This window comes from Mucilaginibacter sp. Bleaf8, assembly GCF_018390515.1.
In the GTDB taxonomy this organism is placed as follows: Bacteria; Bacteroidota; Bacteroidia; order Sphingobacteriales; family Sphingobacteriaceae; genus Mucilaginibacter.
Map to the genome: position 1 here is coordinate 817,996 of NZ_JAHBBK010000001.1, position 21,298 is coordinate 839,293.

Here is a 21,298-nt window from a genome sequence, read left to right on the forward strand (position 1 = left end):
CAAATATAAAAGTAATACTTAAAATCTGCTTTGGCATGATTTTTAATCTATTAATTCTATAAGCAACTGAATATGGGTCGGTTAGAATACTACATTACTACAGAAGATTTGAATAGCCTGAATGCCTTGTTGGCTCAAAACCCAACACTGGCTAAAAGCGATGAAGAAAACGAAGTTTCGCCGCTGATGCTGTCATGCTTTTACAAAAAGCCAGCAGCAACCTCGCTATTACTAAAATATATAGATAAATTAGACATCTTTGAGGCTGCAGCAGCCGGTAAGTTCGATATGGTAGCTTATCTGCTGTATTCATCGCCCGAAAGTGTGCATGAATATAACGCTGATGGTTTCACCCCGCTGGCTCTGGCTTGCTATTTTGGCCACTATGAGGTAGCACGTTACCTGGTTTTAAAAGGTGCTGACATTAACCAACCGTTAAACAATGGTTCGGATATAAGGCCTATACACTTAGCCGTTGCGGCCAATCATTTGGACATTGTGCGTATGCTTCTTGAACATGATGTTCAGATTAATGTACAGCACAATAACGGTATCACACCATTACACTACGCCGCAAAACATGGCGATCCGGATATGCTGATCGCATTATTGGAACATGGCGCCGATATAACTTTAGCTATGGAAGATGGCTTGTTGGCTGCGGATTTAGCCCGCGATAATGGTTATGAAGAAATTGCAGAAATACTGAGCTAAGCCTACCTACAGCTTTGCTTATAAGTTTAATAGTTTTAAAAGGCTATCGCTGTTACAGCGGTAGCTTTTTTTATTTACAACATATTTCATAGCTAAAAATGTCTACACAATATATAAGGTAAGCATTATCGCATTCCTGTGATTTTATAACTTTGCTGCATACTAACCAATCAAATCACCTGCTAAGGTGTTTAACCTTTAAATCCGAATACTATGAAATCAGAAAAAATGGTAATGCTTACGGGCAAACAGTACCAGGAAATTAAAAGCCGACTCGAAACAGAAAGCTCCGTTAGTTATAATGTAGGCAGTAACGGCAAACCTGAAACGCTGAACATTACCGATATTTACCTGGATACCGACCCGGAGTTTACCCGTAATTACAACCAGTACGCCAAGGTATCTGACGATCATCATGTACAAGTGCGTGTAGAATATGATGAGCAATAACAGTTCCCGTTAATTCATTTTTAAACCCTGATTGATATACAGACAGCCGCTACTCAGCAAGCGGCTGTTTGCTTTGAATTTATTACAGAAATAGCTTTTTCATGTTATACATCAACCAAAATAACACATCCATCCCGGCGCTTGGCTTTGGCACCTACCAACTGAAGGGCGATGCCTGCGTACAGTCAACCGAAACAGCGTTACGCCTAGGTTACCGACATCTGGACACTGCCGAATTTTACCATAATGAAGCTGAGGTGGGCAAGGCTATGCGCAATAGCGGTCTTGACCGTAAAGAAATATTTTTGACTACTAAGGTATGGCCTACCAATATTACCAAGAGCAAGTTTTTACCTGCGGTAGAGGAAAGCCTGCGGCAACTTAAACTGGACTATGTTGACCTTTTATTAATACACTGGCCTGCAGATGATGAGTTAACCAACCGCACGGCTGTGGATATTTTAGCCGAGTGCCTGCACAAACAGTATGCGCGCCTGATAGGTGTAAGCAACTTTTCCATACCGCAACTGCAACAGGCCCAAAGCCAGGCACCCATAGTTTGCAACCAGGTGGAATATCATCCGTATTATTCACAGCAGGAGATGCTGGATTACTTGAACAGCAACAATATGTTCCTGACGGCTTACAGTCCGCTGGGCCAGGGTAATATGCTTGATGATGCCACTTTGAAAGATGTTGCAGCGCATTACGGTAAAAGCGTGAGCCAGGTGGTGCTGCGCTGGCTATTGCAGCAACCGGGCGTATCGGTGATCCCTAAAGCATCCAGTGAAAAACATCAGTCGGAAAACCTTAATATTTTCGACTTTGAATTAGATGCCGAGCATATGGAGCGGATATCGGCACTGAGCCAAAACAACAAAAAATATTGCTGATATTGTAACAATATTATTATATAAGGCAGCCATAAGTGCTTAATAATGTTAAATTTACTGGATAATTTATCAGCAGCATACTATGAATCAGAGCAAACTTACAGGAAAGATAGCATTAGTTACTGGTGGTAGCCGGGGTATAGGTAAAAGCATAGCCCGCATACTGGCTGCAGCCGGTGCATTTGTGATTGTAAATTACAACACAAACCGTAAAAATGCGGAAGATATTGTAGAAGAGATCAGCAACAAAGGCGGTAAAGCCATTGCCCTGCAGGCTGATGTATCAAATGCTCAGGCGGTTGATGGCTTGTTTAAATCTATTGAAGAGCAGGTTGGCTCGATAGATATATTGGTGAATAATGCAGGCGTTGCTCCGGTAAAGCCGCATGAGGATATCAGTCCGAATGACTGGGAAGAGGTATTGAACATTAACCTTACCTCCGCTTTTTTAACCATTAAAGCTGCAATACCTGCCATGAAACAAAAGCAGTATGGCCGTATCATTAACATCTCATCTGTTGCAGCTCAAACCGGCGGCGTGATAGGCCCGCATTATGCGGCATCAAAAGCGGGTATGCTGGGCTTAACGCACTCTTATGCTTCCTTGTTGGCAGCTCACGGCATTACGGTAAATGCTATAGCCCCTGCACTGGTTGAAACAGATATGATTAAGGATAACGAAAAGATAACGCCCGAGCTATTACCGGTAAAGCGTTTTGGCCAGCCGGAAGAGGTTGCCGATGTAGCCCTGCTGCTGGCTTGTAACGGCTACGTAAGCGGACAAACCATCAACGTGAATGGCGGTATGCACATGAGTTAAAAAAGGATATATGATATCTAAAAGGATGGTTATAGACCATCCTTTTTTGTTAGTGCACTACCAAACCTGAGACGTAATCATAAATTTACTTTCCGCATAAATTTTCCAACAGACCGTTTGCGTACATTTGCCATATTAGTTTTAATATGAAAAAACATATACTATTGGTAGCAGGCTTATTGTATTCATGCTTTACCTATAGCCAAACAGAAAATACGGAACAGCAGGTTGTAAAAAATCGGCAAAACAGCGCCGAGCAGCAGAAAAAGCCTTACGTAATCATGATTTCGGTAGATGGTTTCCGGTATGATTATGCCAAAAAATATCATGCGCAAAACCTGCTTAATCTGGCACAGGAAGGCGTATCGGCCAAAGGCATGATTCCCTCCTACCCATCCATTACTTTCCCCAACCATTACACCATGGTTACCGGGCTATACCCGGCGCATCACGGCCTGGTAAGCAACCGCTTTTATGATCGCAATTATAAAAGTACTTACAGTTACAAAGGCAAAACTACCACCGAAGGTAAATGGTATGGCGGTACGCCGCTATGGGTACTGGCCGAACAACAACAAATGCTGACAGCCAGCTTTTACTGGGTAGGATCAGAAGCGGATATCAAGAATACCTATCCAACCTATTACTATAAATACAACGAAAAGATCAGCATACACGACCGGATACAAACCGTTGTGAACTGGCTCAACTTGCCGCCCGAAATCCGCCCGCACCTGATCACCTTCTATTTTCCGGAGGTTGACCATGCGGGTCACACTTATGGCCCAAACGCTCCAGAAACACGCAAACAGGTACTGTTCATTGATTCGGCCGTTAATGAGCTGAACAAAGCGGTAAAAACTACCGGTCTGCCGGTAAACTTTGTGCTGGTATCTGACCACGGCATGACGCAGATTGACACCGAGCGCCCGCTTGCCTTACCTGCCATCGCAACAGACACCTCAAAATTTATCACTTCGTTCGAGGACATTTTGGTGGAACTATATGCTAAAGACGCCACTCAAATCCAGCGCACCTATACGGCGTTGAAAAAAGAAGCAAAAGGGTATGATGTGTACCTACGCAGCAAAACGCCCGGCCGCTGGCATTATGACGCTGCTAACGACCGCTTTAACCGTATAGGCGATATTTTGCTTGTGCCACACTGGCCGCAGGTATTTGCCATGCCGAAACGTAAACCAAACCCCGGTGTGCATGGTTATGACCCAAAAAAGGTTAAGGATATGCAAGCCATCTTTTATGCCTGGGGGCCGGCCTTTGGGCAGCACGAAACCATAAAGCCGTTCACTAATGTCAACATCTATCCCATGGTAGCGCAATTGCTGGGCTTACCAATTACCGAGCCGGTTGATGGTGATGAATCACTTGCTAAAAAGGTGTTGAAGAAATAATTGCAGGTTGGCCTAACTATGCTAATTGCTCTAATCAAGTGGTGATATAATACTGTTTTGCTTTATTTCAGGGCCAACTCTATATATTAACGGTTTTGATAACCTAAAGAAAATCTGCAAGCTGCAATACTTTCTTAGATAATTTTGATTTGCTCGCATTATTTTGTCGCAAATCAGTCAGCATATACGTATAGACCATAGCTAACGTTATTTAAACGTTTCAAAATTTAACTTTTACCAAATCCTTGATATTTCTTAATAAATGAATGACCCTAAAGTTTCAATAGCATTATGCACCTACAATGGAATAAAGTATTTACAAAAACAACTGGATTCTTTAATTCATCAGAGCTATACTAATTTAGAGATCATCGTAGTAGATGACAAATCATCTGATGATACACTGAATTTTCTTCAGGGTTACGCAAACAGAGACACACGTATCAAGCTACATCAGAATGAAGGTAATTTAGGTCTGGTTAGGAACTTTGAAAAAGCAATTAATCTTTGTACGGGTGAATACATTGCTCTTTGTGACCAGGATGATATTTGGGATCATGAAAAGATAAAGCTAATGGTTGAAAACATTGAAGATCATACTTTGATCTATCATGATTCACAACTAATAAGTGAAGACGAAAAGAATTTAGTTAAAGCATCTGAATGGTTTAATATGTATCAGGGGAGTAATCCTTTGGCCTTCATCTTTTTTAATTGCGTATCCGGACATGCATGTATGTTTAACCGCAAGTTAGTGCCTGTATTAAATGAATATGCTCCGTTAGAGAAACATTTTTATCATGACTGGTGGATAGCTTTCGTGGCGGCCAATTGCGGAACTATAAAGTATTTGAATTTACCATTAGTAAAGTACAGGCAGCATCAAAACTCAGTTACCGACATACAAAATGTTAAAGAGGAATCTTTAGCGATAAAGAACCCGCCATATAATGAAATCAACTTATCCTGGCTATATAAATGCCATACTTTCAATGGCCGTTATAAAAAGTATATAGGCCGTATCATTAACCTACTTGAACACAAAACCTGGCTAAATTCATTCACATTAATGTACCTGCTTATTTTAAAAGCACAGTATACTTATTTCATACACCGCCGAAAGAAAGGCCTGAGTAAGATTAACTATTTAAGAAAGGCAAGCTTTTACAAAAGAGAGTTTTAGCAAATTATCCAATACGGCCATATGCATCTACAAATTAACGCAGCCATTTGGCTGTTAAAATTTTACAGGGTTAGCCGGCATCGTTATTTGAAATGGTATATTCTTTCAAATGCTGTAATTATACTTTTCAAATACAGGCCGCCAGAAATCAACATATTTATCCCAGGCATGGCAACCAAATGGTAGTTGGAACTGATTAATCATCAACGCCCTTTCCAGACTAAGTTCAAAGGCAAACTTTAGTCCTACCTGGTATGAAGGAATGTTCATCACTTTCTTTTTACGATTTACCTCAATGCTCCAAAATACATCCTCGTTGAACTCATGTAAGCCGGGCTTTGATAGGTAATAGTTAATTTTATCTTGAGAAGTACGGATGATTTCCAAGAACTTATCTACTCTCCGTAGCGAAAAGCCGCCATTACCTACTTTATATTCGAATTGTCTGGGGCTGGGGAGGCCATCCTTTTTCATATCATAACGCGTGTGTAAAAAGCGCCTTAAACGGGATTTAATTACTTTAAAAGCACCTTTATCCGCAACAGGTCTTATCCATGGTGCACCAATGTAATCATAGTTCTGATTACACCAATGTGACAACTCATCTCTGAACACAAATGCGTCTAGCTGATAAATTAAGATGTACTCAAATCCCTCAAATTGTTGATAAAATTCAGCCGATAACATCAGTTTATTGTAGCCATCAATACTCTCAAAGTAATGATTAGCAAAACATACAACATTATTGATATTAATAATATCCGAAACCGGTGGGAGGTTGGTTTTCTCCGGTTTTATGATAATTTTAGGATAAGATGCAAGGATAAGCTCACACTGTTTTAGAGCAATCGTATCATAAGCGGAAAGGGACTCCTTATATATAGGAATCACAATACCTACTTTTCTTTTTGACTTAATGATACTCATTGCACTAAGATAATTCGTAGAGGTAGTTAACTAAATATTCAAAGTGATCTTGAAACAAAAAGTCATATGCGTTTTCGCCTTCCGGTACGACATTGATTACTTCAAAACAAACTTCCAGAATACGCGGTACCTTTAAGGCCTCTGCTACAGAATATGGAAAAGACTGATTCCCGATGAAGAGTTTGCACCCGGCAATAACTTTTGCCAGTTCAAGAAAGTTTTCTACCTGTATCCATTCCAGATCAGGCAGGATGCGTTTCATATCTTCAAACTCATCTTTTACTCCAATGAATTTTACCGTTGGGTACTTCTTCAAAAAGCTGTAGTCAATAAGCTTATTTCTATACCGGCTGCTTCTGGCAACAACAATCGTATCTTTAAAGTCAGTTAAAGGTGTTACAGTAAGCCAGCTTTGCCACAATGTTGGATTAACCCCAGTAATATAACCGCACCAGCGGGCAATATTGCCCTTATCTAATTGAATTAAGCCCGCTCTGAAATAGTCTAAATCAATATGTACTTTCTGATCGGTGTAAACCCCACAATGTTGTATGTATGCTTGCTGCTCAATTAAAGGGATCAACATATCGGACATGTTCTTGTTGAGCATTACATTGCCAAGAGGGTGAGTATAATTATCAAGAAGCTTTAATGGCTTGCCTAAAATAAAATACAAGTTGATGGCTGCGCCTGTAATTTCATGAATCTTTTTAAGAGTAGGCAGTGCATATATAATATCACCTGCATTTCCGCTATGTGTTACATTCAGTTGTTTCGTAGTATCTGTTAATGCTTTAATCGCATTAATACTGGTAAGCCTCTCAGCTCCTAAAAGGAAGTTGGTGTATTCCGTTACCTTATAATTGCCAAGCTCCCATTTGTATAATTTATACTTCGGCCTATCACTGTATTTAAGCCACAGCTTACTTAGCAGACTTCGCTTTTTAAACATATTTATTGTTATTGAAGTAATCGGTTGTTACTTTCAGTGATGCAAATTGAATATTATTTGTATTACTAATGGATACCTAATGCGCTATAGCTAAATTTAAAGGTGTATTTAATCTTAACTGTAGGAAATGAAATGCCTATGTATAGAGTAGTCTTATTTTATAAGCTCTTCGTAAAATTATTTTTATCTGCAGTCGTAAATTTCACAAATTGCAGTATCCTTTATGCAGTTTGATGGTTCATCGTGTCTTTTGAAGTCCTCGAGTCTGCGCTTAATATCTCCATCATCAGAACGGCCTCTTTTAATCTTTTCCTGATACTCTTCTAATGACCTGCAATAGTAGTGGTTGATTTGAATTTTTTCTACACTCGTGTCAGAAAATGGCCCGTCTACTCTCTGCAAATTTTCATTAACGCAAAAATAGCCTTTTTTGTAAATAACATAATGAGGGTTGTCTATCCACCTTACATGCTTTGTTTGCACAATACTTTTGATGTGCCTGTTTGTAGAAAAGGTAACATCTGACCGTAGTGTAAAACTGGACAACTGAGATTGATTTGTTTTATTTATCAAACCGCTCGACCCAAAAATAAGCCAGTTAATTCCTAAGCCACCGTAGCGTTCATAATCTTTCAAAAACAACGGCAAATCTCCCTTTGTAGATTTAGGCACAATAAATTCGTCGGTATCGATAAAAGCGGCCCACTGGGATAACATTTTGAAGTTTTTCAAAAAATGCTGGTATGCTTTCATCTGCATTGATTTACCACTAATAGGAATAACTGTAGCATATTGCTGCAAATGCAATTTTTTCAAAGTGTCTGCAATGTCAATCGAACTTTCATTATCATAAATAAAAAAGTGCTTCACACCAATCTTTAAATGATAATTCATCCATTCACTCAAATAATCATTTTCATCTTTGATGATACAGCATATACATAGGTCATAGCGATACCCGAATATAGTTTTGCGTAAATTCCTTAAATGTTTTTGCAGCATAGTGCTTTGTATAAACCAAAACGTACAAGACGTTAGTAATGCAAAAATAAGATTTAGATATTCCCAAGCAATGTAAACAGGCGTTTACATTAGACATTGAGTTAAAGTAATGCTTTTTGTAATTAAATTAATTTGTTTAAATGTGATTACCAAATCAAATGAGAGGGAGTACATGCAACTTCCTTTTTTATCTTAACTTTTGCGACTCTAATCAATTTTTGATCGCATAGTCATATATAGCTTTGCTTATTTGGGCAATCAGCTTTTCGCGTGTAGCCCTATCATCATAAGAGTCGTTCACAAAAATGGCTATAGCCAGGTGCTTGCCGTTTGGCAGTAAAACAATACCGGCATCATTAGTTGCAGAGGCCATTCCCTTTTCATTTACTGGTCCGGTACCGGTTTTGTGTGCAACCTGCGTTCCGGCAGGTAAAAGACCCTTTATACGGTTGGGTCCGGTACTGGTTTCCAGCATCAGCTTCCATAGGTAATTATTGCTCGTTTTGCTTAATGCCTTGCCCGTGTACAAAATGTTCAGTAGCTTAACCATCTCTGCAGGCTTACACCAATTGCGGTATTGCACAGGCCAGGCCGAAGCCATTTGCCGCTCGGAAGCCTTAATATACATCTGCTTCACACCAAGCTCACGCAGGTAAGCCTCAACTGCCGGTGTGCCGCCAACAACTTTCAACAGAATGTCGCAAGCGTCATTATCACTCTGGCTCACCATGTAGCTCAACAGATCAGCAATGGAGACATCCACATTACCGTTGGGATATTTATCGCGCAGGGGGCTGTAGGTTTCTGGCAGATCGGCCTTGGTGATATGAGTTTTCTGATCCAGTTTTAAGTGACCTGCATCTACCCAGTGCAGCACAGCCATGGCTACGGGAAACTTAAATACGCTATGCATAACATAACGCCGGTTGTTATTAACTGATAACGTATCGTTATCTTCGAGTATCGAAAAGGCAACGCCTACTTTACCATTGCTATGGTCAATAGCTTGTCTGATTGCCGCCCGAAGCGTATCTTTTTGTGCAGTAGCCTTTGTAGTACACAGCACGATAGTAAGCAAACCACAGGCGAAAATCCGGATAAAAGAGAAGCTGTTTTTCATGCCCAATATTAGGGAAAGTACAGCTTCTCTTGAGTGCTGTTGCTCGATTTATTTAGAAGTTGGCTAAATGCTTGTAAATCGCCATTACATCTTCATCTCCCAAACCGGCATCTTGTGCTTGCTTAAAGCTGTCATAAAGCGGCGTACTAAGCGGGGTATTCAACCCTTGCTCTTTTGCCAGGCGCAAATCCTTGCTTAAATGCTTCAGGGCAAATGCAGCCGGAAACTCATTGTTGCGTATTGCCGGAGACTTAAGTTTGGTAATACCACTGCCACAAGCACCTTCATTAATGATGGTAAGCATGTCTTCAGTTTTAACGCCATTGGCTTGGGCAAATAATACGGTTTCGGCAAGGCCTTGCAGGTTTAAGCCTAAAAAATAATTGATAGCCAGCTTGGCGGCGGCGCCTGCCCCAACCGGACCAACTAACAAAGTGAGCTTACCTAATGCATCAAACAAAGGTTTCGCTTTTTGATAATTTTGTTCGGTGCCCGCGGCCAAAATAATCAATGTACCATCCTGAGCGGGCTTAACACTACCTGATACCGGAGCTTCCATAAATTCAGCGCCCTTGTTGCGGCACTGCTCATGCAGGTAACGGGATGTATCGGGCGATACGGTGCTCACGTTGATGAACAGTTTACCTTGCACATCGCCAGCTAACAACGCATCAGCACCTGTGAATATTTCCTTTGCCGCAGCATCATCCGATACCATTACCAGTATTACATCGCTTTCCAAACTTAATTGTGCCAAGTCCTTGGCCGATGTTGCGCCAGCATCAAGCACCTCCTGCTCCTTACTGCGGGTGCGGTTATAAACCGCTACCGGGAAACCCGCTTTCAATAAGTTTTTAACCATGGGCGTACCCATATTGCCCAAACCTGCCCAGCCTATTTTTAGTTTACTCATAACTATCTTTTAAATTGAAGCCGCCAATATAGGCAGTCGTATAATTAAACAAAAAGAAGCTTTATAAGTTCAGTGAATGGATAACTAACCAATATACATTGAAAAAGCTGCTGCTCGTTCTGCTATTTCTGTTTAACGCCTTACTTGGCCATGCGCAGCTTACGCAAAATATGGGCTGGCTGTTTATTACACACCAGCAAAAGGTTAATAGCAAAGTAAACGTACTGGCCGATGTTCAGCTACGTTCTGCCAACCGTTACGCTTACTTAACCACTCTCCTTCTACGTAGCGGCCTCAGTTACCAGTTAACAAATAACCATTCGGTTGCTTTAGGCTACGCCTATAAAGGCGATTGGGATCACGAAGGTACCGGCACCGCTTACACCCTCGAGAACCGGATTTTTGAACAATACCTGTATAAATTCTCAATCGGCAAAACTGAACTTAACGCCCGAGCCCGGTTGGAGCAGCGCTGGGTTAAAGAAGAAGTGGTAAAATTTTCACAACGCGCCAGGGCTTTTGTAAGCGCCCAGATACCACTTTTTACCGATACTGCCTTTACCCGCGGTTGGTACGCGGGAATACAAAATGAACTGTTCGTTAACATACAACACAAAGAACGGGTTAACGGCTACTTTTTTGATCAGAACCGCAGCATGGTATCTGTTGGTTACAGGTGGAGCAAGAAGATCGATACCGAGCTGGGCTACCTGTATTGGTACCAGCGGGAAACCGATAATGCATTCCGACGAAACGTTGTACAGTTGATGATTACCACCCAATTTTAAAAATCAATTAATTATTTTTTATCTTAAAAGAATATTCAAAGTCTTTTTAATTTCAAGCGTAACAATTTCGGACAGATTTTGATATTGTCGGGCTGTAGTTATACTTTTATCACGTGCAATTGTTTCCAATTGTGCTTGATAGTAGATTTTTAGCCTGTACTCTGCCTTATTCAATAGTATGCCGCGGTCGATGCAAAGGTTCTTGGACTTGAATATTAGCAGAGAAAATGAACTGCAAAATATAGTAACGCTGGCAGCCGAAACCTGCCAGGCTGCCGCTGCTGTGCTTGTAATTTTAGATCAAGGAAAACTCATCGCCAAATACAAGGCAGGCATTGTAGCCGAGCAGGTTACCAGCCGTAATATTTTTTCTTATATTCAGCTTCCTCCCGGCCAGGTAACGGTTATACCCGACACTCTGCGCGACCAGCGCACAGCTTATGATGTACTGGTTACAGGGCCAGCCGGCATCAGATTTTACGCAGGCATTCCGCTCATTACTCACGACAATGACCAGTTGGGTGCTTTATACGTGCTTGACGGCGAATCCAAAACACTATCTCCCCGCCGTAAAGGGATGTTGCGGATACTGGCCCAACAGGCCGTAAATATGGTTGAATTTGATACCAGTTTGCATATTTTAAAGGAACAGTTCATCGACGCCAAAAACTCTGAAAACAAGCTTCGTTCCTTTTTTGAAAGCTCTAAATCCAATCACCTGCTTATAGGCAGGCATATGGATGTGATCACTTACAACAAAGCTTTTTTCGAAACCATTTATCAACTGATGCATATACGGGTTGAGCCAGGCATAAATGTGATGGAATGTATCCCGCCCAATTACCTGGATGATTTTATCTCCCACTTTCAGAATGCACTCGCTGGTAAATCGATTCAGCACGACCGTATACTGCAGTTCAAAGATGGCCCCCCCATATGGACCAGAATATCATATAACCCGGCTTACGATGAAGAGGGAAAAATCATCGGTGTATCTTTTAATGCAAGCGATATTACCCACCGCAAAATAAGCGAACAACGGATATTAGAACAGAACGAAGCTTTGCGTAAAATTGCCTACATGCAATCGCATGAGTTGCGCAAGCCGGTTGCCACCATTCTCGGCCTCATGAATCTGATAAAAATGCAGGGCTACGGCGATAATGAGGAACTGTTAGTGATGATGGAGAAAACCGTTAGCGATCTGGACAGCAGCATTCGTCAGATTGTTACCATGACCGAAACCCAACCCCGGGTACAGGACGTGCTGAAAGAAAATTATTATAATCAGGATGACATAGATATGGACTGGTAGTATTATCCCGGCCGCCATACTGTACAAAAATTCATGTAACTTTGCCCATAATATCTGTCGGGCGTGGCCCGCTGCATAAATTTATATGGCTGATACAAAAACCTTATATAATGATGTGCTGCAACTGCTGCAGCAATTGATAACTATCCCCTCCTTTAGCAAAGAAGAAGATAAAACAGGGGATGTGATTGAACATTTTCTGCAAAGCCGCGGCATTACCACTCAACGCAAACTAAATAACATCTGGGCTCGTAATCAATATTTTGATGCCGGCAAGCCTACAATCCTGCTCAACTCGCACCATGATACGGTAAAGCCAAATTCCGGCTATACCCGCGATCCGTTTGATGCCAAAATTGAAGACGGGCGCCTGTATGGTTTAGGCAGTAATGATGCAGGCGGCTGCCTGGTATCGCTAATTGCGACCTTTCTGCATTTTTACGATCAGCCCAACCTGAAATATAACTTTTGCCTGGCTACAACAGCCGAAGAAGAAATATCGGGCGTTAATGGCCTGGAACTGATTATACCCGAACTTGGCAAACTGGAATTTGGCATTGTAGGCGAACCTACCCTGATGCAGCTGGCCATTGCCGAACGCGGCCTGATGGTATTGGATTGTACCGCCCACGGCAAGGCAGGCCACGCCGCGCGCGAGGAAGGCGAAAATGCCATATACAAAGCTTTGCAGGATATTGAATGGTTTAGAACCTACCGTTTCCCTAAGGAGTCGGAAGTGTTTGGGCCAATCAAAATGTCGGTTACCATTATCAATGCCGGTTCGCAGCATAACGTAGTGCCGGCCAGCTGTACCTTCACGGTTGATGTGCGGGTAACCGATGCTTACCGTAACGAAGAGGTTTTGGAAATAATACGTCAGCATGTAAGCTGCGAGGTAAAGCCACGCTCCATAAGACTTAAACCATCATCCATCGATAAAAACCACCCCATTGTACAGGCAGGTATTACGTTAGGCAGAACTACCTACGGCTCTCCCACCACTTCAGATCAATCGCTGTTGGATATTCCGTCTTTAAAGATTGGCCCTGGCGATTCGGCCCGTTCCCACACCGCCGACGAGTTTATTTATGTGAATGAAATACGGGAAGGAATTGAGCTATATATTAAAATGCTGGAAAGCATTTGCCTGTAAGCGATATGGATAAGCTGCAAATTATACTGAGCAATGCTAAGGTTATCCTGACTCCGTTACGGTATGAGGATGAAAGCCTGTTGCAGCCCATAGCTGCCGAAAAAGAACTATGGACTTACGGCCTGCAAGATTTATCGCAACCCCAAGAGCTTACAAATTATATGAAAGAAGCTATCATAGCCCGCGAAGCCGGTACCTGCGCAATTTGGCTGGTAACGGATGCAGCAAGCGACCGTGTAGCGGGTTGCACACGCCTTTTTGCCATTGATTGGAAAAACCGCCGTGGCGAAATTGGCGCTACCTGGCTGGGTGCCCATTACCGTGGAACCGGCCTGAACCGGGCAATGAAATATTTGATTTTACAATACGGATTCGAGACCTTGAACCTGAACCGTATTGAACTGAAAGCTGATGAACGCAACCTGCGCTCACGGAAAGCCATTGCTGGTATAGGCGCTATTGAAGAAGGCACCTTACGCCAGCACATGATTACGCACAATGGCTACATCCGTAATACCGTTTACTATAGCATACTGCAAAGCGAGTGGCCGCAAGTAAAAAATAAATACTTTGCCGATTACCTGATATAGCATTTATGGAATTTGGCAAAGTACCCATATCCAATCTGGCTACTACGGATTTTACGCTTCCACCAGATCCGGAACTGACGACGGCAACTCTGAGAGCGGCTAAACTCCAGGGGGAGCTGAAAGTGCATGTGGGTTGCTCCAGTTGGGGGCAAAAAGTATGGAAAGGGAACCTGTTTCCGGCTAAAATTAAGGATGCCGATTTTTTAGCCGAATATGTAAAGCACTTCAACTTTATTGAACTTAATGCCACCCACTACCGCATGTGGGAACCTGATGCTATATGCAAATGGAGAGATAAAGCCGCCGGTAACCCTGATTTTAAATTCAGCCCCAAATTTAATCAGATCATCAGTCATGTGCGCCGCCTTAAGGGAGCTGATGAAATAACCACTGCATTTTACGAAAGCATGCTGGCCTTTGAAGAAAAATTAGGCCCCATGTTTTTGCAGTTGAATGAAAACTTTTCGCCCAATAGCTTTACGGAGCTGAAAGCTTATCTGCAAAGCTTACCGCACGATATACCGGTATTTACCGAACTTCGTCATAAAGACTGGTTTGCACAGCCAGCTATACGCGAAGACGTTTTTGAATTGATGCATAACCTACACATTGGCGCTATTATTACCGACACGGCAGGCAGGCGCGATGTGGTGCACATGTATCTGCCTACCCCTCATGCCTACATCAGGTTTGTGGGCAATGCCCTGCACCCTACCGATTATTTGAGGATAGATGCCTGGGTGGAGCGCATCAAACAATGGGCGGATCTCGGGCTGCAATCCCTTTATGTAGGCATGCACCAATCTGACGAGCGCACGGCCCCTGTACTGTGTGACTATTTAATTCAGCGACTGAACCAAGAGCTTGGTTTGCAGGTTGCACGCCCCAAATTATTGCCGGTTAACGGAACACTATTTTAAAATCAATTTAATACAGCGATTTCCAAGAGTCTTTTTTTGATTGTTACCTGTTTTACTCCTATATAACCGTAACTTGGGCAACACCTCGAACAAAAAAGCCACCCTGCATTCGCAAGGTGGCTCCAATTAAAATATATCCTAATTAGCTTTTTGGATTTAATGCTTCCATAATACGATCTGATAAATCTTGTAAGTGGTATGTGCTCATCGAATCAGAAATATTTGCTGACTTGATGAGATTGTTGATAGAACGCAACTGCGCTTTAGCTACCGATTTGGCATCAGTTTGCTCCAGCTCGGCTGGGCGGCCAAATGAGAATGCCGCTTGTTGTGCACCGGCTGGCTGTGGTTTAACCATATCAATCAGTTTATCAACATACAGCTTTTGCAGATTGCGACGGTATACATCAATAGCCTGATTGCTTTTCACCTCACGGAAAATGATGTTCTGCATATCAGCCATCAAATCGGTTATCTTGTAAGCTTTGCTCCCTTCGGCTGCCTCAAAAGCAACCAGTTTGTTAAAGGTGCGCGGGGTGATGATACGATTTAGAACCGCTTCCTGACGGATATAAACCACTTGTAATGGATTGGCACCTATATTACTCAACACCTGGCGGTTAAACAGCCACGTTGGTGTGGTAAACAACTGTTTATCCAAAAACGCCATTGCCTCGCGCTGGGTAGCTGCAGGCGTATATTCATATACCACACCGGCCTGTTCCACGCTTTTTGGGTTTTCGTAAATACCACCGATATTTTTAGCTACATGCCCCATATAACGGCCAAATTGCGTAGTAAGCTGGTTGTACATATTCTCCAGGTTATCATAACCTTCGGTAGGCTCCTGTGTCCAATCGGGTAATTTAACCAGTATACGTTGCAGGTTTTTGATACCGTAAGTACTGGCTACCATAGCATTATCACTCAAATCCTCATTTTGCGAATGCGGATCGTCGGGGTTAGTTTCGGTACCAAACCACAGGCGCCTGTTTTTTGAGGATTCGATAGCCATCTTATTCAGCTCCTCTTTCTCGGCATCCGGTCCCTTGTTACCTAAATATTTGTAGCCCCACTCAATAGCCCATTTATCATAATCGCCAATGCGCGGATATAAGCCTTTGGCGGTGATATTATCTTCGGGCTGGGCAACATAGTTAAAGCGGGCATAGTCCATAATAGACGGGGTGTGACCGTTGGCCTCTACCCAGGCTTTATCGCGCAGCTTTTCAACCGGAACACTTGAGCTAGAGCCATAATTATGACGTAAACCTAAGGTATGCCCCACTTCGTGCGAGGATACAAAGCGGATCAGGTCGCCCATCAACTTATCATCGAACGTCATTTTGCGGGCACGCGGATCGACTGCTGCGGTTTGGATCATGTACCAATCGTGCACCAGTTTCATCACATTATGATACCAGTTGATATGCGTTTCCAAAATCTCGCCGCTGCGCGGATCTGAAATGTGCGGGCCGCTTGCATTTTCAGTTTCGGATGGTTTGTAAACAATTACAGAATGACTGGCATCTTCCAAACTCCAGGTAGAATCCTGCTTACCTGTAGGTGCCATCTTAGCTACGATGGCATTTTTAAAACCCGCTTTTTCAAACGCCTTTTGCCAGTCGTTTACACCGGCAATAAGGTAAGGTACCCACTTTTTAGGCGTAGCCGGATCTATGTAATATACAATCTGCTTTTTAGGCTCAACCAGTTCGCCGCGTTTGTAGCGGGCCATGTCCTCGGCTTTAGGCTCCAGTCGCCAGCGGGCAATCAGTTGCACATCCTTTACACCCTGCGGGTTCAGGTCAAAGTCGGTATAGTTACTGGTAAAATACCCCACACGTGGATCAAAGTAGCGGCCTTTCATGGGCACTTTCGGCAATATCACCAGCGATGTATTCAACTCCACCGTTACCGAACCGCTTGGCTGGCTACCACCCCCGGCAGGTGCAGGCGCACCGCCCCTGCCTGCTGCAGGCGCTGTAAGGCTGTAAGTTTTAACCGTACTAATCTCCACATTGGTTTTATAGCTGCGGATATTATCAATATAGCTCCTGTCGGCCAGTAAACTACCTAACCGTATACGCTGTTTCTGCATCGGCGAGCTGAAGAAGAAGATATCATTATCGCCATTGATGTAATCAGTCACATCAATTACGCTTCCTTTACTGTCCGGAGAGTAAGCAGCTACGTTAAACGCCGCCGCAATGGCCTGAATATTGGATCGCTTTACCGCCTGGTACATGGATTTTGTACTATCCGGGCTGTAAGCACGGTAGGATATCTTGCGCATAAAAATGCGGTTGCTCGGACCTTTTTCAAAACTGATTACCGTGCTGCCTATCTGGTCGCCGGCGTAACCATCAGCAGCACGAACTTCGGCACCTGCTCGGGAAATACGGCTTACCACCAAAATTTCGCGATTAAGCAGGCTATCGCCAATTTCGAAATAATATTTATCGTCAACCTTGTGGGTTTTAAATAAACCGTTACGGCTTAATGCCTTTTCAGTAATTACGGTTTTGTAAGCTTTAGGCTGGGTACGTTGTGCCGTATTTGTGCCGGCAAAACCGCCCGGCATGGCTGTACGGCGGGCAGCACTATCCGGCTTAGCTTGCCCAAAAGTACTTGCCGCTATGGCCGTCATGGTCATAGTGAGTAAAAATCTATTCATTATAATGATGTTGAGGAATTGTTAAACTAAATGTACAGCAATACAATAAATTTCAATACATATCGCTTATTTGTTACAAATGATAAAAAACAATCATCTAAATCCTATCCCGTCAACTCCGAAATCGATAGATTTGCGATGCAATAATTAACTGTTTCATTTACTATAAAGTTGATAAAACGTTAAACTTGCCAGCTAATTAGAACTTCTGCTATTACATAAGATTTTTCATGAAAGCTTTTTACCCCTGCCTAATTGCGCTCTGCTTATCCTCAGGCGCTTATGCACAAAAGTGGAATGTTGAAAATGCGCCCACACCCAGCAAAAAAGTCACTATTACCACCGATGAAGGCACCTGGATGAACCTGGATGTAAGCCCTGATGGCAAAAGCATTGCCTTCGATTTGCTGGGCGATATTTATACCATGCCCGTCACCGGCGGCAAGGCCACGCTCCTGTCGGGCGGCCGCTCGTGGGAAGTGCAGCCCCGCTATAGTCCGGATGGCCGGAGCATTGCCTACACCAGCGATCGTGACGGTGGCGACAATATTTGGGTGATGGGCGCCGATGGCGCCAGCCGCCATCCGGTTACTAAAGAGAATTTCAGACTGCTTAATAACCCTGCCTGGACACCCGACGGCCAATATATTGTGGCTCGCAAGCATTTTACGGCCAGCCGCTCGTTAGGTGCCGGCGAAATGTGGATGTACCATAAAAACGGTGGCGAAGGCGTACAACTCACCAAACGTAAAAACGACCAACAGGATGCCGGCGAACCCGTCGTATCGCCCGACGGAAAGTATGTTTACTGGAGCGAGGATATTACGCCCGGCCCGGTATTTGAATATAACAAAGACCCTTACAAAGGCATTTACGCCATTAAAAGATTAGACCGGCAAACCGGCAAGATAGAAACGGTAACAGGCGGCAGTGGCGGAGCCTGTCGCCCGCAAATATCACCCGATGGCCGTTATATGGCCTTTGTGAAACGGGTGAGACTGAAGTCGGTTCTGTACATCCATAATTTGCAAACCGGCGAAGAATGGCCCGTGTACGAGGACCTTTCGCATGACCAGCAGGAAACTTGGGCCATATTTGGCGTATACCCTAACTTTGACTGGACACCCGATAACCAGCACCTGATATTTTACGCCAAGGGTAAGATCTGGAATCTGGACATCAATACTCTCAACGCCGTGAACATTCCGTTCGAGGCAACTACGCAGCAAACCATTGCTGAGGCTGTGCACTTTCCGCAAAAAGTTTACCAGGACGAGTTTGCGGCCAAAATGATACGCCAGCTCACCACATCGCCCGATGGTAAGCGCGTTGCTTTTAATGCAGCCGGGTACATTTATATTAAGGATCTGCCATCCGGCAAACCCGAACGTATCACTAGTACGCCAGATTTTGAGTTTGAACCGGCCTTTAGCCCCGATGGCCGCTCACTGGTTTACACCACATGGAGCGATGAGCTGAAAGGTTCGATCAATCTGATTGACCTGGCTACCCGCCACGTAACGCACCTCACCACCGATCATGGCTTTTACTACTCGCCCGTATTCTCGAACCGGGGCGATAAAATCGTATTCCGTAAAGGCGAAGGCAACGATGTGCTGGGCTATGCTTTCGGTAAAAACCCCGGCATTTACACATTGCCAGTAAGCGGTGGCACACCACAGTTAATTATTGATAATGGTGTTCGTCCGCAGTTTTCGGCAGATGATTCTAAGATATATTATCAAAGTTCGCAGGACGGTAAAAAGGCATTGAAAGTAATTGACCTCACCGGCGCTAACGGCAAAACCTTATACACCTCAACTTACACCACGCAATTTACACCAAGCCCGGATGGTAAATGGCTGGCTTTTACCGAGCTTTACAACTGCTATATTACTCCCCTAACCTGGACGGGTAGCCCGCAGGAATTATCGGCCGGCAACAAAGCCCTGCCGCTAACCCGCTTAACCCGCGACGCCGGTACTTACCTGCACTGGAGCAAAGACAGCCAGAAACTGATGTGGACGCTGGGCCCTAAGTATTTTGTGCGCGATATACGCAACGCCTTCTCATTCATTGAAAGCAATGATGAAAAAGTGCCGCCGGCAGATACCATCGGCACCGATATTGGCCTGCGCCTGAAAACCGACGTGCCTAACGGGAAAATCGCGTTTACCAACGCCCGCATCATCACCATGAAGGGCGACGAGGTGATTGAAAAAGGCACCATTGTGATTGACCGCAATATGATTGTGGCTATAGGTAAAGATGTGCAGCCACCGGCCGATGCCAAAGTTTATAATATAGCAGGCAAAACCATTATACCGGGCATTGTAGACGTGCATTCGCACCTGCGCACCAGTCCCGATGGTATTTCGCCGCAGCAGGATTGGAGTTATTTTGCCAACCTGGCATTCGGTGTTACTACCGCCCACGATCCGTCGAGCAATACAGAGATGGTATTCAGCCAATCGGAAATGCTGAAAGCCGGCCGCATGGTTGGTCCGCGGGTTTACTCAACCGGTACCATTCTGTACGGTGCCGATGGCGATTTTAAAGCGGTGATCAACAATTTTGAAGATGCCAAATCGCACCTGCGCCGGTTAAAGGCAGTAGGCGCTTTTTCGGTTAAGAGCTATAACCAGCCCCGCCGTGAACAACGCCAGCAGATTATTGAAGCGGCGCGCGATTTGCAGATGGAAGTGGTGCCGGAAGGTGGCTCTACTTACTTCAACAACATGAATATGATTGTAGATGGGCATACCGGCATTGAACATAACATACCGGTTTATCCTGTTTATAAAGATGTTAAAGCTTTGTGGAACGCCAGCAAAACCGCCTACACGCCTACCCTCATTGTAAGCTATGGTACCCAGTTTGGCGAGAACTACTGGTACGACCGCAGCGAGGTTTGGAAGAATGAGCACTTGCTTACTTTTACCCCTCCATCCGTTATTGATGCACGCGCCCGCCGCCGCACTACATCCGAATACGGCGACTACGGCCACATTGAGGTATCCAAAGCCGTAAAACAGATAGCCGATGGCGGTACCAAAGTAAATTTGGGTGCACACGGCCAGCTACAGGGCCTGGGTGCACATTGGGAATTGTGGATGCTGGCACAAGGCGGCATGTCGCCTATACAGGCACTGCGCTGTGCCACCATCAACGGTGCTGCTTATCTGGGCATGGACAAAGAAATAGGCTCGCTGGAAACCGGTAAGCTGGCCGACCTGGTAGTTCTTAATCAAAACCCGCTGGATGATATCCGCAATAGCGAGAGCATCAAATATGTGATGGTTAACGGCCGACTGTACAACTCCGACTCCATGACCGAAACCGGTAATACCGAGAAGCCGCGTATGCGTTTCTGGTGGCAGCTTAACCGGGGCGACTTGTTCAACGTACCAGTTGGCAATACGGAAACCTATCTGTTTAATGTGGAAGAGGGAAATTAATTAGATCATCC

At 43.9% G+C, this 21,298-nt stretch carries 18 protein-coding genes; 12 read left to right on the forward strand and 6 right to left on the reverse strand.

Translation table 11 applies throughout. The features are described from left to right. Positions 1 to 72 precede the first annotated feature (72 nt). The 6 genes from KHS38_RS03565 to KHS38_RS03590 all read left to right on the forward strand — a co-directional run bounded on the left by KHS38_RS03565 (position 73) and on the right by KHS38_RS03590 (position 5,472). On the forward strand, positions 73 to 714 hold the full coding sequence (locus tag KHS38_RS03565) for an ankyrin repeat domain-containing protein (RefSeq protein WP_213487126.1): 642 nt from the start codon (positions 73 to 75) through the stop codon (positions 712 to 714). 213 nt (positions 715 to 927) lie between these two features. Beyond that, entirely contained in the window at positions 928 to 1,164 is a 237-nt protein-coding gene (locus tag KHS38_RS03570; protein ID WP_213487128.1) for a hypothetical protein, read from the forward strand. A 101-nt stretch (positions 1,165 to 1,265) separates the two neighbouring features. Further along, positions 1,266 to 2,057, forward strand: coding sequence for an aldo/keto reductase (locus KHS38_RS03575; protein ID WP_213487130.1), 792 nt, complete (start codon positions 1,266 to 1,268; stop codon positions 2,055 to 2,057). 82 nt (positions 2,058 to 2,139) lie between these two features. Beyond that, on the forward strand, positions 2,140 to 2,877 hold the full coding sequence (locus tag KHS38_RS03580) for a 3-oxoacyl-ACP reductase family protein (protein ID WP_213487131.1): 738 nt from the start codon (positions 2,140 to 2,142) through the stop codon (positions 2,875 to 2,877). A 146-nt stretch (positions 2,878 to 3,023) separates the two neighbouring features. Next, positions 3,024 to 4,289, forward strand: coding sequence for an alkaline phosphatase family protein (locus KHS38_RS03585; RefSeq protein ID WP_213487139.1), 1,266 nt, complete (start codon positions 3,024 to 3,026; stop codon positions 4,287 to 4,289). A gap of 262 nt (positions 4,290 to 4,551) precedes the next feature. Further along, entirely contained in the window at positions 4,552 to 5,472 is a 921-nt protein-coding gene (locus KHS38_RS03590; RefSeq protein WP_213487141.1) for a glycosyltransferase family 2 protein, read from the forward strand. A 105-nt stretch (positions 5,473 to 5,577) separates the two neighbouring features. Here KHS38_RS03590 and KHS38_RS03595 read toward each other — a convergent pair whose 3' ends face one another. The 5 genes from KHS38_RS03595 to KHS38_RS03615 all read right to left on the reverse strand — a co-directional run bounded on the left by KHS38_RS03595 (position 5,578) and on the right by KHS38_RS03615 (position 10,386). After that, positions 5,578 to 6,399 (reverse strand): DUF5672 family protein, encoded by an 822-nt coding sequence (locus KHS38_RS03595; RefSeq protein ID WP_213487143.1) that lies wholly within the window; start codon positions 6,397 to 6,399, stop codon positions 5,578 to 5,580. Positions 6,400 to 6,403: 4 nt separating this feature from the next. Then, the gene (locus KHS38_RS03600) at positions 6,404 to 7,351 is read right to left on the reverse strand and encodes a glycosyltransferase family protein (RefSeq protein WP_213487145.1); all 948 of its coding nucleotides are present in this window, start codon (positions 7,349 to 7,351) and stop codon (positions 6,404 to 6,406) included. A gap of 183 nt (positions 7,352 to 7,534) precedes the next feature. After that, positions 7,535 to 8,353, reverse strand: a complete 819-nt coding sequence (locus tag KHS38_RS03605) for a glycosyltransferase family 2 protein (RefSeq protein ID WP_213487146.1) — start codon at positions 8,351 to 8,353, stop codon at positions 7,535 to 7,537. 211 nt (positions 8,354 to 8,564) lie between these two features. Then, positions 8,565 to 9,473: a class A beta-lactamase, subclass A2 gene (gene bla / locus KHS38_RS03610; RefSeq protein WP_213487147.1), complete on the reverse strand. Its 909-nt coding sequence runs from the start codon at positions 9,471 to 9,473 to the stop codon at positions 8,565 to 8,567. 52 nt (positions 9,474 to 9,525) lie between these two features. Continuing rightward, positions 9,526 to 10,386: an NAD(P)-dependent oxidoreductase gene (locus KHS38_RS03615; RefSeq protein WP_213487148.1), complete on the reverse strand. Its 861-nt coding sequence runs from the start codon at positions 10,384 to 10,386 to the stop codon at positions 9,526 to 9,528. Positions 10,387 to 10,484: 98 nt separating this feature from the next. On the opposite strand from KHS38_RS03615, the gene KHS38_RS03620 reads away from it, so the two are divergent. The 5 genes from KHS38_RS03620 to KHS38_RS03640 all read left to right on the forward strand — a co-directional run bounded on the left by KHS38_RS03620 (position 10,485) and on the right by KHS38_RS03640 (position 15,152). Continuing rightward, positions 10,485 to 11,174 (forward strand): DUF2490 domain-containing protein, encoded by a 690-nt coding sequence (locus KHS38_RS03620; protein ID WP_213487149.1) that lies wholly within the window; start codon positions 10,485 to 10,487, stop codon positions 11,172 to 11,174. A gap of 190 nt (positions 11,175 to 11,364) precedes the next feature. Then, positions 11,365 to 12,489, forward strand: coding sequence for a GAF domain-containing protein (locus tag KHS38_RS03625; RefSeq protein WP_213487150.1), 1,125 nt, complete (start codon positions 11,365 to 11,367; stop codon positions 12,487 to 12,489). 85 nt (positions 12,490 to 12,574) lie between these two features. Beyond that, on the forward strand, positions 12,575 to 13,642 hold the full coding sequence (locus KHS38_RS03630; RefSeq protein ID WP_213487151.1) for a M20 family metallo-hydrolase: 1,068 nt from the start codon (positions 12,575 to 12,577) through the stop codon (positions 13,640 to 13,642). Positions 13,643 to 13,647: 5 nt separating this feature from the next. Further along, positions 13,648 to 14,232 carry a GNAT family N-acetyltransferase gene (locus KHS38_RS03635; RefSeq protein ID WP_213487152.1) on the forward strand — a complete coding sequence of 195 codons (585 nt, stop codon included), beginning with the start codon at positions 13,648 to 13,650 and terminating at the stop codon, positions 14,230 to 14,232. Between the two features lie 5 nt (positions 14,233 to 14,237). Continuing rightward, positions 14,238 to 15,152, forward strand: coding sequence for a DUF72 domain-containing protein (locus KHS38_RS03640; RefSeq protein ID WP_213487153.1), 915 nt, complete (start codon positions 14,238 to 14,240; stop codon positions 15,150 to 15,152). A 142-nt stretch (positions 15,153 to 15,294) separates the two neighbouring features. On the opposite strand, the gene KHS38_RS03645 is transcribed toward KHS38_RS03640, so the two are convergent. Continuing rightward, entirely contained in the window at positions 15,295 to 17,829 is a 2,535-nt protein-coding gene (locus tag KHS38_RS03645) for a zinc-dependent metalloprotease (RefSeq protein WP_213487154.1), read from the reverse strand. A 230-nt stretch (positions 17,830 to 18,059) separates the two neighbouring features. Here KHS38_RS03645 and KHS38_RS03650 point away from each other — a divergent pair, with 230 nt between their 5' ends. Next, a complete protein-coding gene (locus KHS38_RS03650; protein WP_213487155.1) occupies positions 18,060 to 21,287 on the forward strand; it encodes an amidohydrolase family protein in 3,228 nt (1,075 codons plus the stop codon). Positions 21,288 to 21,298 lie beyond the last annotated feature (11 nt).

What these genes read in the sequence shown, in the direction of transcription:
- KHS38_RS03565 (WP_213487126.1), top strand. Translation starts at nt 73, where the DNA reads ATGGGTCGGTTAGAATACTACATTACTACAGAAGATTTGAATAGCCTG.
- KHS38_RS03570 (WP_213487128.1), top strand. Translation starts at nt 928, where the DNA reads ATGAAATCAGAAAAAATGGTAATGCTTACGGGCAAACAGTACCAGGAA.
- KHS38_RS03575 (WP_213487130.1), top strand. Translation starts at nt 1,266, where the DNA reads ATGTTATACATCAACCAAAATAACACATCCATCCCGGCGCTTGGCTTT.
- KHS38_RS03580 (WP_213487131.1), top strand. Translation starts at nt 2,140, where the DNA reads ATGAATCAGAGCAAACTTACAGGAAAGATAGCATTAGTTACTGGTGGT.
- KHS38_RS03585 (WP_213487139.1), top strand. Translation starts at nt 3,024, where the DNA reads ATGAAAAAACATATACTATTGGTAGCAGGCTTATTGTATTCATGCTTT.
- KHS38_RS03590 (WP_213487141.1), top strand. Translation starts at nt 4,552, where the DNA reads ATGAATGACCCTAAAGTTTCAATAGCATTATGCACCTACAATGGAATA.
- KHS38_RS03595 (WP_213487143.1), bottom strand. Translation starts at nt 6,399, where the DNA reads ATGAGTATCATTAAGTCAAAAAGAAAAGTAGGTATTGTGATTCCTATA.
- KHS38_RS03600 (WP_213487145.1), bottom strand. Translation starts at nt 7,351, where the DNA reads ATGTTTAAAAAGCGAAGTCTGCTAAGTAAGCTGTGGCTTAAATACAGT.
- KHS38_RS03605 (WP_213487146.1), bottom strand. Translation starts at nt 8,353, where the DNA reads ATGCTGCAAAAACATTTAAGGAATTTACGCAAAACTATATTCGGGTAT.
- bla (WP_213487147.1), bottom strand. Translation starts at nt 9,473, where the DNA reads ATGAAAAACAGCTTCTCTTTTATCCGGATTTTCGCCTGTGGTTTGCTT.
- KHS38_RS03615 (WP_213487148.1), bottom strand. Translation starts at nt 10,386, where the DNA reads ATGAGTAAACTAAAAATAGGCTGGGCAGGTTTGGGCAATATGGGTACG.
- KHS38_RS03625 (WP_213487150.1), top strand. Translation starts at nt 11,365, where the DNA reads ATGCAAAGGTTCTTGGACTTGAATATTAGCAGAGAAAATGAACTGCAA.
- KHS38_RS03630 (WP_213487151.1), top strand. Translation starts at nt 12,575, where the DNA reads ATGGCTGATACAAAAACCTTATATAATGATGTGCTGCAACTGCTGCAG.
- KHS38_RS03635 (WP_213487152.1), top strand. Translation starts at nt 13,648, where the DNA reads ATGGATAAGCTGCAAATTATACTGAGCAATGCTAAGGTTATCCTGACT.
- KHS38_RS03640 (WP_213487153.1), top strand. Translation starts at nt 14,238, where the DNA reads ATGGAATTTGGCAAAGTACCCATATCCAATCTGGCTACTACGGATTTT.
- KHS38_RS03645 (WP_213487154.1), bottom strand. Translation starts at nt 17,829, where the DNA reads ATGAATAGATTTTTACTCACTATGACCATGACGGCCATAGCGGCAAGT.
- KHS38_RS03650 (WP_213487155.1), top strand. Translation starts at nt 18,060, where the DNA reads ATGAAAGCTTTTTACCCCTGCCTAATTGCGCTCTGCTTATCCTCAGGC.